Below are 12,918 nucleotides of genomic sequence, written 5' to 3' on the forward strand. Positions count from 1 at the left end.
CGTCGGTCAGCCAGAAAAGGTCGCTCATGTCACCGCTCCGTTTTCCGGGCCGTGAATCACGCAGCGCTTTGAAAATCAATGCATCCTGACCCTAGGGCGGCTTCTTTCGCATTGTGTTTGAGGGTCTTCGTAACTCCCAAAAAGGCGAAAACTCCTACTATAAAAGTCTGCCAATCCTCCAGAAAATCGATGCTGCACTTAAAAAGTGTCAGAAATTTCCCCCCAAAATATACAACGCAACTGAGAAAATTTTGCTCAGACAAAATCGCAAGAAAATTCTCGCTCATATCAATATCTCCAGACTTTGAATGATGTCTTCTGGTTCTCTCGCAATACGCTTTCTAGAAACTCTGTCCATACCTGAGGGACCGAAATCTGGATTGAAGATAAGCCTTGCTCCTTTTCAAAGGCAATTCGTAGAAGGCGCATTGGCACATAGCATAAACGTCGCAGTACTAAGCATTGGGCGAGGTAACGCTAAAACTGCGCTGTCTGCAGGGCTCGCTCTAGGGTCTTGCATGGGCGTATGGGATAGCCAGCCCCGCCGCGAGACCATCATTGCGGCTAGAACACGGGACCAAGGGCGGATCGCTTTTGAGTTCGTAGTCGGCTTTATCCGAACTCTACCTGACGAAGATCAAGCGCAGTTCACCATCCGTCGCAGCCCACGCCTTGAAATTGAGTTTGAAGGCGACGGCGGTGGCCACTTCATCCGCGTAATTGCTGCTGACGGGAAGTCTGCACTGGGTTCAGCGCCAACATTGGTTTTAATGGACGAGCGCGGCCACTGGGCGTCAGATCAGGGGGACGCGCTAGAACACGCGCTTCTGTCCGGTTTAGGAAAGCGCGGCGGTCGCGCCTTGATCATTTCCACATCTGCCCCAGACGATACGCACCCGTTCAGCGTCTGGCTCGACGAAGATCAACCCGGAGTCTACCGCCAAGAACATCGCCCTGCCCCCGGTCTTCCTGCCGACGATCTCGAAAGCCTAAAGGAAGCAAATCCCGGCGCTTTGCACGGAATTGGTTCTTCAATTGATTGGCTTCAGGGACAGGCGCGCCGTGCGATTGCACGCGGCGGATCAACGCTGACAACTTTCAGGCTGTACAACAGGAACGAGCGGATCAGCGGTGAAACCCGAGATCAGTTGGTCACTGTAGACGAATGGCTAGCCTGTGAGGTTTCAAAACTTCCCGAGCGCGACGGACAATGCGTCATCGGCATTGATCTTGGCGGCAGCGCCAGCATGACAGCAGCGGCATTCTACTGGCCCGACACAGGAAGGCTGGAGGCTCTAGGAACATTCCCGAGCCGCCCCACGCTTCTGGACCGCGGGCAGAATGACGGTGTCGGGGATCGTTACGTACAAATGAACGACCGCGGCGAACTCTCGACCATTGGAGATCAAACTGTTCCCATTTCAGCGTGGCTCACTGAGGTCATCAATCACGTTGAAGGTGAACCTATCGCGGCGATAACGGCGGATCGTTACAAGCAAGCTGAGCTTGGCGAAGCCATTGAACAGGCGGGCATTCGTTCGCCGATTGTATGGCGGGGCCAAGGTTTCAAAGACGGCGGACAAGACTGCGAACGATTCCGCCGCGCGGTCTATGAAGGCAAAGTAAAAACCAACGCATCCCTTCTGCTTCGGTCCGCATTTGCAGATGCAGTGGTTCTTCGCGACCCCGCCAACAACATGAAACTAGCGAAGGCCAGATCCACAGGCCGCATTGACCCCGCAGCGGCGACGGTTCTCGCCGTGGCTGAAGGTGCGCGAATTATCGGTCGCCCCCGCAACAAAGGGGGGCGCGTGGCATGGGGTTGATCAAGGAATACAAGCGGCATTCAGCCAGGGTTACCCGCTCTGCCCGCTGGAAGTCTTTGAGACTTCAGGCGCTAGAACGCGATGATTGGAAATGCGTCCAGTGTGGCGAACGGCGGCGCTTGGAAGTGGACCACATTAAACCTGTCCGCACTCACCCCGAACTCTCCTTTTCTCTGGCCAACCTCCAGTGCCTCTGCGGGCCGTGCCACAGCAGAAAGACCCGTATCGAGATCGGCTTAGGCCGACCCGACCCCAAGCGAGACGCTTGGAAGAAACTGGTGCGCGATATGCAGCGCACCCCCTCCCTGAAAGGAAAAGACCTTGCTTGATTCTGTCAAAATCCAGCGCCGTCAAAGTGAAATCCGCCAAGAACTGGCGGTAATTGTCGGCAAATCCCAACCCTCTGAAAACGAAACCCGCTCGATGGAGGCGCTTGATACCGAATACCGATCGAACGAAACCCGCTATCGTGCGGCCCTCATTGCTGAGGACACCGAACGCCGGGAAGCGGGCGCGGAACTCGAAACCCGTTCGGAACGCGAATGGTCCGACCTCATGGCAAATTTCGAGATGCGCCAAGTCGCCTTGGCTCTGGACGAAGGGCGCACCCTGTCCGGTCAAACGGCTGAGATTGTGACCGAGCTTCGTGCTTCTGGGGGCTACCGCGGCCTACCTATTCCATGGCAGGCGCTGGAGGTTCGCGCCGGTGAAACTGTTGCCAGCGGCACCCCCAACCCGATCCGCACCGCACCCATCATCGAACGCCTGTTCTCTTCTTCGGTTGCAAGCCGCATGGGCGGGCAAATGGTCAACGTTGGTATCGGTGAACTGGAATACCCCGTTGCGACCTCTGGCGTGACCGCCGGTTGGGCAAACGGCGAAACTGCGAACGTGGCTGGTCCCTCGGCATATGAGACCATCGACCGCCCCTTGAAGCCCGATCATAACTTGGGCGTTCAAATGCGCCTGACCCGCAAGACCCTGAAGCAATCGGGTGACGGTCTGGAACAGGCGGTTCGTCGCGATATGAACGGCGCAATCCAAGAGGCCATGGACAAGGCGGTTTTCCTCGGCAGCGGGGCGAACGGCGAACCAACCGGCATCTTCGCGGGTGCATCCACTTGGGGCATTGCCGAAAACGCGGTTGATGCAGCGGCATCTTGGGCGGCATTCCGTTCTGAGGTTGTCAGTTTCATGACCGGCAACGCGGCGAACGGCCCCAGCGATGTCAACGCCCTGATCCGTCCCGAAATCTTCGACGGCATGGACGGCACTTACATCTCGGGAACTGCTGTAACCGAATGGGACCGCCTGACCCAAGCACTCGGCGGCGTAACCATGAGCCATAACGCTTTGGCTGCACCGACCGGTGATCCTGCGGCAAGTTCGGTTGTTCTGACCACCTCAGCGGGCGGAGTTGCACCGTTCTTCGTAGGCACTTTTGGCGCAATAGATTTGGTTCGCGATGTTTTTAGCGACGCACAATCCGGCGGCCTTCGTCTGACCGCTCTTGCGACCATGGATGTGACCATTTCGCGGGCTGCTCAAATCCGCATCATGACGGGCGTTCGCTAATGCTCTGGGGCGGTCACACAGGCGGGCTAGAACTCCGCAAGCGTGCATCTGGCGCAATGGCGTTGCGTGGCCGCTTCCCCTACGGAAAACGGGCGGTCCTCAGCGATGGGGGCCGAACCGGACGGCCACGGAAAGAGGCAATCGCCCCCCGTGCCTTCGCCTATCGGGTAGAACGGCCTGAGGAAGATATTCACCTGTTGGTTGGTCATAGTTATGACCGGCCCCTAGCATCGCGGGGGGCTGGAACACTAACCCTTGCCGACAGTGACGACGCCTTGACCTTCGAGGCGCTGATTACTGAGGAAATGCAAGAAGTCTCCTATGTGCGGGACTTCCTTAACGCCTTCGCGGCGGGCTTGATCATGGGTATTTCCCCCGGCTTCAGGCTTCCCCCGAAACGTGCGGTCCCGAACCCTGAGAAGATCGAGGATGAAGGCCACGACCCTGAAAACGGGATGCACAACGCCATTATCCGAACTGTGCTGGCGGCGTTGCTGTACGAACTCAGCGTAGTGACCCGTCCTGCCTATCCTGAAGCCCAGATCGAGGCGCGGAACTGGCAAGAGACTGACGCGGGCTTGATCGTCCCGCAAAACCCCCTGAACCGTTGGAGGCTGTGAGATGGCGACCACGCTAAAGCAGACTGAAACAATCCCGTCTTACCCTAGCGCCCCCAGCGGTCTTAGCGAGAAGGCGGCGGCGATTGATCCCGGCGCGATCTGGTCCCGCATCGAGGCATACACGGCCTATCGGTATTCCCCCCGTTCCGTGGTCTGGATTTGTGAAGGTCCGGGCGAATGGACTCCCCCACTTGCCGATACCGTCTTGGGAACCTGCGAGATGTGGACCGGCGAAGGCTGGACGCCTTACCCCCTTAAGCAAGGCCCTCTAGGCGGCGTCCTGCTGTACGGCGAAGGCCCTTACCGCATCACCGGCACCACCGGCAGCCAACAAGCCCCTAAAGCCGTCCTAGAGGCTTACAGGCGCTATTCGGAGTATATGGCCGAAGAAACCGGAGCAGCGCCAGCTACGGGCGGTTCTACCGGCGGCAACATAAAGATTGGCGATGCAATGGAACTTTCATTTGAGCGCCCCGGCAACTGGATTGCCCGCGCTTTGCAGAACAGCGGCGCTGCGGACCTACTCCGCCCCTATCGGAGAGCCTGAGACATGTTCAATTGGTTCAAAAAGAAAGCACCTATCGAAGCGCGTTCGTCATCCTGCGGGTTTACTGCTGAGGTTATCACGGCGCGGGAAGCCTACATTTCGGGAACCCGTGGCATAGGTGAGCTGACCGCCACTGTCCAAAGCTGCGCAACGCTCTGGCAAGGGGGTCTTAGCCTAGCGGACGTGGAAGGCACCGACCTGTTGACCCCCCGTGTTCTCGGCATGGTGGCCCGTGGTCTGGCGTTCCGTGGGGAAGCCCTGTTCTTGATCCGTGATACCGGCCTTGTTCCCTGTTCAGATTGGGAACTGAAAACCCGCGACAGCAAGCCGACCGCGTACCGCGTGACCGTGCCTGAAGTCGGCGGAGGGCGAACTGAAACCGCCCTAGCTGGTGAAATCCTGCATTTCAGGACTGGCACCGACCCGCTGGCCCCGTACGCTGGGCAAGCCCCGCTGAAGCGGGCGCAACTGACGGCGGGATTGCTTCAGGCTATCGAGACGGCTCTAGCTGAGGTTTACGAAGACGCGCCCTTAGGTTCGCAGATCGTGCCTTTCCCTGAAGCCCCCGAAACCGACATGAACGAACTAGCCCGTGGTTTCCGTGGCAAGCGGGGCAAGGTGCTTATTCGTGAATCGGTCAACGTCACAGCGGCGGGCGGCCCTGCACCGGTCCAAGACTGGAAAGCGGCGGACGTAACGCCGGACTTGTCCAGGGCAATGACGCGGGAAAGCCTTAACGCGGCCCGTGATGCGATCTGCATGGTATTCGGCGTTTTGCCCGGAATGAACAGCAGCGCCGTCACCGGCCCTCTAGTTCGTGAAGGACAAAGGCATCTCGCTCAATGGGTTCTAAGCCCCTTAGCCGCGGAGATTGCTGAGGAATGCACCGACAAGTTGGGAACGCCGGTCAAGCTGGACGTGATGCGCCCGCTTCAGGCGTTTGACGCGGGCGGACGTGCTCGAGCGGCGGCCGGCATCGTCCAGACATTAGCACTTGCGAAAGAAGCCGGCGTCGATCCGTCCGTGGCGCTGCGGCTGGTAGATTGGGAGAACCGGGCATGAATATCGGAATCACAGGACTGAATTGCGTGGACGCACCGAAACCGAACGGCAAGGGAGATATGATTATCGCATACTTCGACTTTCAAGCGGACTTCGTAACCATGAAAGGGGCTGCGCTGGTGCAACTGGCCAGCGGCGGACTCACGACTTGGGAACCGCTCGCTAAGGATGACCGCCTGCCGCGCCGTTCGGTCCAGATGACCGGCGACGCGCGGCGCAAGGTAGCGCAAGCGGCGCTGCCCCTATTCAAGGTGTTAAGCAGTGGCAAAAAAGCGCCAATCGCTATTAGAGATTAGGGCAATCGAACGTCATCGCGGAGAATGGTCTAGACTGATCTAGAGGGAAAAGCATGAAACAAGAACTCACAGCAAAACAGAACTTCATTCTTCAAAACGCACTCGACCAAATGGATGCTTGCGGCCCCTCGATGTTGAAACTGATCTGCAAACTTGTGGAGCTTGGACGATTGCCACTAGCCGAAGAAGTGATGAAAATTGCCTATGCCCAACCAAGCCCCGATAGCGGCGTGGTTCTTCCATATGACCACGAATTTGAGCGCCAGCTGCGGTGCATTCCAGAACGAGAAATGCCCTTTTGGTTCGGTGCATTTTCGGCGCTTGTACGGATAGATGACAAACCACGGTTCGACCGCTTCTTGGGCGTCTTCCAAGCTCGATCGGCAAACTAGAATCGCTCGTTGCGAATTTTCTCACAGAAATTTGGGGGGAATTTCGTGCGGGGTAACATCATTGAAACCTGTTACCCCGAACGTTACCCCAAAGAAAAACCCCGCTGCTGAGGCGGGGTTTTTTCTTGGCTAAGCCTTTGTTTTTAGTGGTGCCCCCACACGGACTCGAACCGCGGACCTACTGATTACAAATCAGTTGCTCTACCAGCTGAGCTATAGGGGCACTGACACGCGTTTACGATGACCCGTAGGGCTTTGCAAGCCCCTATCGGTTCGCACGTGCCAAGAGCGCGACGGCGACCAAACCGACGGCGCTGACCAGCAGCGCGGCAGGGGCCGCATCGCCGATATTCTCAAGGCTGGCCTGATCGTAAACCCGCGTTGCAAGGGTGCTGTAATTAAAGGGACGCAGCAGCAGTGTGGCGGGTAACTCTTTGACACAATCCACAAAAACCAGCAGCAAGGCCGAGCCGATAGACCCGCGCATCAGCGGCAAATAAATCTCATACAGCACTTTCAGCCGGTCCCGTCCCAGCGACCGCGCAGCCATCGGCAGGTTGGGGGCAACACGCTCCATCGCGGAATCAGCGGCCCCTTGGGCGATGGCGAAGAAACGCACCGAATAGGCCAGCACCAGCGCAAAGGCCGAGCCGGTCAGGATCAGGCCGATGTTATTGCCGGTCAGGGCCTCGACTGCGTCGGCCAGAAGGTGGTCACTTGCGGCCAGCGGGATCAGGATGCCGACCCCCAGCACCGCGCCGGGCGCAGCATAGCCGATGGTGGTCAGCGGCGCCAAAAGCTGCGGCAGGCGGCGGCCCGAAAGGCGCACGCCGTAGACCATGAATAGTGCAGCAACGACCGTTAGAACCGCCGCGATGCCGCCAACGGTCAAGGTGTTCCAGAACGCCTTCAACAGACCGCGGGCGACGAAGCCCTCCATATTTTCAAGCGCGTGTTCTCCGATCACCGTCACCGGAAGCACAAAGCCGATCAGCACAGGCACCACGCAAAGGGCAGTTGCCAGCCAAGCCCGCACACCCGACAGCGGCAGGCGCTGGATCGGACGGTGCCGACGGGACAGCGCGTAAAAACGGACCTTCTTACGGCTGAGTTTCTCCATCGCGACCAGAAAGATCACAAGGCCAAGGATGACACAGGCGATCTGTGCCGCGCCACCCGCGTTGTTGCCTTGTAGCCAAACGGTAAAGATGCCCGTGGTCAGGGTCTGCACCGCGAAATAATCCATGGTACCGAAATCATTCACGGTCTCCATCATCACAATCGCAGTGCCTGCGGCAATGGCCGGACGGGCCAGCGGCAGCCCCACGCGGACAAAGCGGGACCAGCCCCCTGCCCCCAATGACTGCGCCACCTCATGACCACAGCCCGATTGTTCGCGGAAACCCGCGCGGGTCAGCAGGTAAACATATGGGTACATCGAGGCCGCCAGAACGATCACCGCAGCGCCTTGGCTGCGCACCTCGGGGAACCAGTAATCCCGGGCCGTTTGCCAGCCGAAGGTGCTGCGCAAGGCGGTCTGGAGCGGACCTGCATATTCCAGAAAATCCACCAGTGCATAGGCCCCGATATAGGCAGGGATCGCCAGCGGCGTCAGCAGCGCCCATTCAAGCCAGCGCACACCGGGAAAGCTGTGACGCACCACCAGCCATGCCGCACCCGTCCCGACCATCGCAGCCAATAGGCCGGTACTGAACATCATCACCAGCGTCGTGCCGAAATAGCGCGGCAAGGTGGTGGACAGCAGATGGGGCCAGATATTTTCAGTGGGATTGAAAGCGATCAGCAGAACCGAGACGATCGGGGCCAGCACAAGGCCCGCGATCACGATTGCGCCCACGGACCACGGGTCAGGCAACGACCAGCTTTTGCGATGAGGTTTGGCGGATGTGAAATCAGTCATAACAGCCTCCTGCCCGAATGCGGTTTAACTGTCCATAAATTAGAATATAATTAATACCAATCGGGACCACTCGAAAAAGTTAGGCAGAGCAGATGCAGATTGCACTTCATATCGGCGCACATAGCACAGATCACGAACAACTGATCCAGACGCTTGCCAAGAACGGGCCGCAATTGGGCTTTGAGGGGATCGCGGTGCCTGCGCCGAATGCCTATCGCAAGCCGATGCAGGATCTGCTGATGTCCTCGATGAAGGGCGAGTCCACCGACAGCGCCGTGCGCAAGACGATGCTGGACGCCATCGGCTTTGGCGGCAGCGCCACGCGGGCGCTTTTGTCTCATGAGAACCTGCTGGGTCGTCAGCACCGGATTTTCGAGAAGGGCAAGATGTATCCCGTCGCGCCGCGCCGTCTGGCTGACCTGATGTCCCTGCTGCCGGTGACCGAGCTTCAGGTCTATATGGCCATCCGCAATCCGGTTCTGTTCGTGGCCGACAGCTATCCGCAGGCCAATGCTCCCAGCTTTGCCGAATTCATGGACGGTGTACGCTTTGCCGATATCCGCTGGTCCGACATGATCGAACAGATGGCCGCGGCAGTGCCCCAAGCCGACTTTACCGTCTGGTGCCATGAGGACACTCCGCTGATCTGGGGCGATATACTGCGGGACATGGCGGGCGTTGCCTCAGATTTCGCCCTGAATGGCGAATTCAACGGCTTGAAAGAGATCATGACCGAAGAAGGGTTCCGCCGGATGACCGCCTACATCCAGCAGCACAGCCCCCAAACGCCCCAGCAGAGACAGCGGATCATCAGCGCGTTTCTGGACAAATTCGCCCTGCCCGACGCGCTGGAACAAGAGATCGAGCTGCCCAATCTGGACGATCCCGCGATTGAACGTCTGACCGCCCAGTATGAGGCCGACCTGGACAAAATCGCCGCCCTGCCAGGCGTACGGCTGATCCAGCCAGCGTTCCAGAAAAGCTAAAGAAACGCACTGAGAAACAGCGGGCAATAAAAAAGGCGGATGCCGCAGCACCCGCCTTCTGATCTGTCGCGGCAAGCGCGCCTTAGCTCATGCCAAGCGCTTCTTTGTACATTTCAAGAATCGCTTCTTCTTCCGCGATGTCATCACGGTCGCGCTTGCGCAGAGAGATTATCTTGCGCATCACCTTCACGTCGTAGCCACGGGCTTTGGCCTCGGCCATCACCTCTTTTTGCTGGTCGGCGAGGTCTTTCTTTTCGATGTCCAGACGCTCGAAACGCTCGATGAACTGGCGCAGCTCGTCCGCGGTCACGCGGTAGGTGGCATCAGCGGCGCTGACTGCGCTTTCGGGGATATCACTCATGAGGGCTCCTCGGAATTGGGTTGCAAAGGGGATAGACCGCCGCAGGGGGCGGTGCAAGGGCTGGACGTAAGCGGCGGCATCATTTACCGCTGCGCCCAAGCAATGCAAGGAGTGTAGCGATGAGCTGGCTGATCTGGGGCGGTGCCCTGCTGTCTGTACTGGGCCTGTGCGGGATCCTCTGGTCGATCGTGACGGTCTGGCGGGCGAAAAAGGCGAACCTGCCCGATGAGGAAATGCGCGAACGTATCCGCAAAGTGATGCCGGTGAACATGGGCGCCCTCTTTGTATCGGTCATCGGCCTGATGAGCGTGATCATGGGCATTTCCCTGTCCTGATCCTATCGCTTCGCTGTATCGCCAGTACCAACGGTATCAACGAAAAAGGCGCACCCGAACCGGTGCGCCTTTTCTATTGGGTCATGCCTTCCGCGATCCGGCCCGAAGCCGCTACGCGGCCTTAGACAGGCATATTGTCCATTTCAGCCTCGGTGGCTTCGTCTTCCATCTCTTCCAGCGTGGTCCGCAGGTTGATGGAAACCTCCATACCCCGCGCCGAGATATCCGCAGTCAGTTTGCGAAGCTCTGCCAGCAGTTCGTAACGGTTCTCGCCGGCAGCGTTGATACGTGCCAGCAGGTCGGCTTTTCTACGGTTCAGTTCCATCGCATTTCCTCCCAAGCGCATATCGCGCCATGACCTTCTCACAAGCGGTTAAACCCGCTCAGGTTCGGTTGCAGTTTTGCACGTCTACGACGATGCCGGTTGACGCATGTCAGGACAGCACGAACACAAACATTTAACTGCAAACCAAGTGGCGCCTCTCCCTTTGCACCAATGTCACCTCTGCCACGCAAGCGTCAGAGATTTGTGACACCTAGACTGTTTCGTCAGCACTTTCATGCGTCAACCCGCCACAGCAGCTGGTACCGGTACAAAAAAGCGACATGCACGTCTTGAGTGCAAAAGCGCCGACTCATTCATCAAATATCGGAACAATACTACGAAAGATCGCCGGAACGTACATTGATACGGATCAAATCTTTTACCCCCTTGCAAGCCATATTCAAGTTTCTATATATGTAGGGAAACGAAACCGGAGGACTCACCATGCACCCCGTCGTAAAAGCATTTTTTGATCAAGCCACCAATACCATCTCGTATGTGGTCCGTGATCCTCAGGGCAGCTCTTGCGCCATTGTCGATAGTGTTCTGGACTTCGACTACGCGTCGGGCCGCACGGACACCCGCTCGGCAGACGCCATCATCAACTACGTCAAAACCGAAGGTCTGAATGTTGAATGGCTGCTGGAAAGCCATGTTCACGCAGACCACCTGTCGGCAGCGCCCTACATCCAGCGTGAAGTTGGCGGCAAGATCGGCATCGGCGACCGGATCACCGTGGTGCAGGACACCTTCGGCAAGGTCTTCAACGAAGGGACCGAGTTCCAGCGTGATGGCAGCCAATTCGACAAACTGTTCCAGGAAGGCGACAGTTTCCACATCGGCCAACTGCGCGGCGACGTTCTGCACACACCCGGCCACACACCTGCCTGTCTGACCTATGTGATCGGCGACGCGGCCTTTGTTGGCGACACACTGTTCATGCCTGACTTCGGCACCGCACGTTGTGACTTCCCCGGTGGCTCGTCGGAAACGCTCTATGCCTCGATCCAGAAAATCCTGGCCCTGCCCGATGAAACCCGCATCTTCGTGGGTCACGATTACAAAGCACCGGGCCGTGATGAATATGCATGGGAAACCACCGTTGGCGCACAGAAGCGCATGAACATCCACGTGGGTGAAGGCAAAGCGAAAGAGGACTTCGTCCGTATGCGCAACGAGCGTGACGCGACCCTTGATATGCCCAAGCTGATCATCCCCTCGCTTCAGGTGAACATGCGGGCGGGCAACATGCCCGAGCCCGATGAAAAAGGCGACGTGTTCCTGAAGGTTCCCGTCAACAAGATTTAATCAGTACCAGCTCCGGCAGAGCCGCGAACTCTCTGCCGGACGTTCAGGACAATAGGAAACGCAATGGAACAAGACTGGATTATGGGTCTGCTTGGCGGACTACTGATCGGGCTGGCAGGGGCTGTCTTCCTGCTTGGCAACGGCCGCGTCATGGGCGCGAGCGGGATCATCGGCGGATTGGTCGATGGGTCGGGCATGAGCAACAAATGGGAGCGGATTTCGTTCCTTGTGGGCTTGATGGTCGTCCCGCTGGCACTGCTGCCGGTATATGAAAAAGTGGACACCCACCTGACCAGCAACCTCTGGGTCATCGTCGCCGCTGGCGTTCTGGTGGGCGTCGGGACCCGTCTGGCCAATGGCTGCACCTCGGGTCACGGGGTTTGCGGGATCTCTCGCCTATCGCTGCGCGGCATTGTCGCAACGGTCATGTATATTCTGGCGGGCGGTCTGACCGTTGTCTTCTTCCGCCACCTGCTGGGAGTGATCTGATGCGCAACGTATACGCTCTGATTTCCGGTGGCCTCTTTGGCCTTGGTCTGTGGATTTCCGGCATGATTGACACCACCAAGGTGCAAGGCTGGCTGGATGTCTTTGGCGACTGGGACCCGACTCTGGCCTTCGTGATGGGCGGGGCAATCGTCCCTATGGCCATCGCATGGCAACTGACCCGAGGCCGCAAGCCGCTGGTTGGCGGTAACTTCCCCGAAGCGCCCGCGCCCCGTCTGGGCCGCAATCTGGTACTGGGGTCGGTGCTGTTCGGCATGGGTTGGGGTCTGGCCGGTCTGTGCCCCGGCCCCGCAATGGCTGCCGTTGGTCTGAACGGTCTGGGCGGTCTGGTTTTCATCGCCGCAATGGCCGCTGGCATGTTTGCTGCGCCCGCCGTGCGTACAACACTAGACCGAGCCGTTCCGGCAGAGTAAACGCAAAGCATGGATATCCGTGTTTTGACCCCCACATACTCGGTCTCGCCGCAGATCACCCCCGAAGACATCCCCGCAATCGCGGCGGCTGGCTATAAGGTGGTGATCTGTAACCGGCCTGACGCCGAGAACCCGCCGCAGCTTTGGGCCGAAGAGGTCGGTAAAGCCGCAGCAGATGCAGGTCTGGAATTTTACGTCCACCCTGTCACGCATAGCACCATGACCCCGCAGGTCATCGCGCACCAAAAAGAGATCATGGACAACGCCGCTGGCCCCGTTCTGGCCTACTGCGCGTCGGGAACCCGCTGTTCGGTCGTCTGGAGCTTTGCCATGGCAAAGGAACTGTCCGCTGACGACATCATCGCGACCACCGAACGCGCGGGTTACGCCTTGGGTCAATTGCGTCCGCAGATTGAAGTGCTGGCAAGCAGCTAATCCCTGCCC

The 12,918-nt window shown here is 58.4% G+C and carries 18 protein-coding genes and 1 tRNA gene; 14 read left to right on the forward strand and 5 right to left on the reverse strand.

Going from position 1 to position 12,918, the window contains the following annotated elements; genetic code table 11:
* Positions 1-56 precede the first annotated feature (56 nt).
* Positions 57-287 (reverse strand): hypothetical protein, encoded by a 231-nt coding sequence (locus CLV74_RS14715; RefSeq protein ID WP_106266211.1) that lies wholly within the window; start codon positions 285-287, stop codon positions 57-59.
* Between the two features lie 231 nt (positions 288-518).
* On the opposite strand from CLV74_RS14715, the gene CLV74_RS14720 reads away from it, so the two are divergent.
* From CLV74_RS14720 to CLV74_RS14755, 8 genes are read left to right on the forward strand one after another with little or no spacing between them, the layout of a single operon-like run.
* On the forward strand, positions 519-1,826 hold the full coding sequence (locus tag CLV74_RS14720) for a terminase TerL endonuclease subunit (RefSeq protein ID WP_245888560.1): 1,308 nt from the start codon (positions 519-521) through the stop codon (positions 1,824-1,826).
* Complete coding sequence (locus CLV74_RS14725; protein ID WP_106266213.1) at positions 1,817-2,155, forward strand: HNH endonuclease; 339 nt, start codon at positions 1,817-1,819, stop codon at positions 2,153-2,155. Before CLV74_RS14720 ends, CLV74_RS14725 begins: the two co-directional genes overlap by 10 nt.
* Complete coding sequence (locus CLV74_RS14730) at positions 2,148-3,401, forward strand: phage major capsid protein (RefSeq protein ID WP_106266216.1); 1,254 nt, start codon at positions 2,148-2,150, stop codon at positions 3,399-3,401. Before CLV74_RS14725 ends, CLV74_RS14730 begins: the two co-directional genes overlap by 8 nt.
* Entirely contained in the window at positions 3,401-4,021 is a 621-nt protein-coding gene (locus tag CLV74_RS14735) for an HK97 family phage prohead protease (RefSeq protein WP_106266218.1), read from the forward strand. Before CLV74_RS14730 ends, CLV74_RS14735 begins: the two co-directional genes overlap by 1 nt.
* 1 nt (position 4,022) lies before the next feature.
* A complete protein-coding gene (locus CLV74_RS14740; protein WP_106266220.1) occupies positions 4,023-4,568 on the forward strand; it encodes a hypothetical protein in 546 nt (181 codons plus the stop codon).
* 3 nt (positions 4,569-4,571) lie between these two features.
* Positions 4,572-5,630, forward strand: coding sequence for a phage portal family protein (locus tag CLV74_RS14745; protein ID WP_106266223.1), 1,059 nt, complete (start codon positions 4,572-4,574; stop codon positions 5,628-5,630).
* A complete protein-coding gene (locus CLV74_RS14750; protein WP_106266225.1) occupies positions 5,627-5,926 on the forward strand; it encodes a hypothetical protein in 300 nt (99 codons plus the stop codon). Before CLV74_RS14745 ends, CLV74_RS14750 begins: the two co-directional genes overlap by 4 nt.
* 53 nt (positions 5,927-5,979) lie before the next feature.
* Positions 5,980-6,318: a hypothetical protein gene (locus CLV74_RS14755; protein ID WP_106266227.1), complete on the forward strand. Its 339-nt coding sequence runs from the start codon at positions 5,980-5,982 to the stop codon at positions 6,316-6,318.
* A 147-nt stretch (positions 6,319-6,465) separates the two neighbouring features.
* On the opposite strand, the gene CLV74_RS14760 is transcribed toward CLV74_RS14755, so the two are convergent.
* Positions 6,466-6,541, reverse strand: a tRNA-Thr gene (locus tag CLV74_RS14760).
* A gap of 42 nt (positions 6,542-6,583) precedes the next feature.
* Positions 6,584-8,239, reverse strand: coding sequence for an ABC transporter permease (locus CLV74_RS14765; protein WP_106266229.1), 1,656 nt, complete (start codon positions 8,237-8,239; stop codon positions 6,584-6,586).
* 92 nt (positions 8,240-8,331) lie between these two features.
* On the opposite strand from CLV74_RS14765, the gene CLV74_RS14770 reads away from it, so the two are divergent.
* A complete protein-coding gene (locus tag CLV74_RS14770; protein WP_106266231.1) occupies positions 8,332-9,225 on the forward strand; it encodes a hypothetical protein in 894 nt (297 codons plus the stop codon).
* An 82-nt stretch (positions 9,226-9,307) separates the two neighbouring features.
* Here the strand turns inward: CLV74_RS14770 and CLV74_RS14775 are convergent, their stop codons facing one another.
* Positions 9,308-9,586: a DUF2312 domain-containing protein gene (locus tag CLV74_RS14775; protein ID WP_106266233.1), complete on the reverse strand. Its 279-nt coding sequence runs from the start codon at positions 9,584-9,586 to the stop codon at positions 9,308-9,310.
* A gap of 119 nt (positions 9,587-9,705) precedes the next feature.
* Between CLV74_RS14775 and CLV74_RS14780 the strand changes: the two genes are divergently transcribed.
* Positions 9,706-9,921: a hypothetical protein gene (locus tag CLV74_RS14780; RefSeq protein WP_106266235.1), complete on the forward strand. Its 216-nt coding sequence runs from the start codon at positions 9,706-9,708 to the stop codon at positions 9,919-9,921.
* Positions 9,922-10,042: 121 nt separating this feature from the next.
* Here CLV74_RS14780 and CLV74_RS14785 read toward each other — a convergent pair whose 3' ends face one another.
* Positions 10,043-10,246, reverse strand: a complete 204-nt coding sequence (locus tag CLV74_RS14785) for a hypothetical protein (RefSeq protein WP_106266238.1) — start codon at positions 10,244-10,246, stop codon at positions 10,043-10,045.
* A gap of 444 nt (positions 10,247-10,690) precedes the next feature.
* On the opposite strand from CLV74_RS14785, the gene CLV74_RS14790 reads away from it, so the two are divergent.
* From CLV74_RS14790 to CLV74_RS14805, 4 genes are all read left to right on the forward strand, one after another.
* Positions 10,691-11,554: an MBL fold metallo-hydrolase gene (locus tag CLV74_RS14790; protein ID WP_106266241.1), complete on the forward strand. Its 864-nt coding sequence runs from the start codon at positions 10,691-10,693 to the stop codon at positions 11,552-11,554.
* Positions 11,555-11,617: 63 nt separating this feature from the next.
* Complete coding sequence (locus CLV74_RS14795; protein WP_106266243.1) at positions 11,618-12,043, forward strand: YeeE/YedE family protein; 426 nt, start codon at positions 11,618-11,620, stop codon at positions 12,041-12,043.
* Positions 12,043-12,474 carry a DUF6691 family protein gene (locus tag CLV74_RS14800; RefSeq protein ID WP_106266246.1) on the forward strand — a complete coding sequence of 144 codons (432 nt, stop codon included), beginning with the start codon at positions 12,043-12,045 and terminating at the stop codon, positions 12,472-12,474. Before CLV74_RS14795 ends, CLV74_RS14800 begins: the two co-directional genes overlap by 1 nt.
* A 9-nt stretch (positions 12,475-12,483) precedes the next feature.
* Positions 12,484-12,909: a protein tyrosine phosphatase family protein gene (locus CLV74_RS14805; protein ID WP_106266249.1), complete on the forward strand. Its 426-nt coding sequence runs from the start codon at positions 12,484-12,486 to the stop codon at positions 12,907-12,909.
* The last annotated feature ends 9 nt before the right edge of the window (positions 12,910-12,918 follow it).

It is taken from the genome of Donghicola tyrosinivorans (genome assembly GCF_003003355.1).
GTDB classification, from domain to species: domain Bacteria; phylum Pseudomonadota; class Alphaproteobacteria; order Rhodobacterales; family Rhodobacteraceae; genus Donghicola; species Donghicola tyrosinivorans.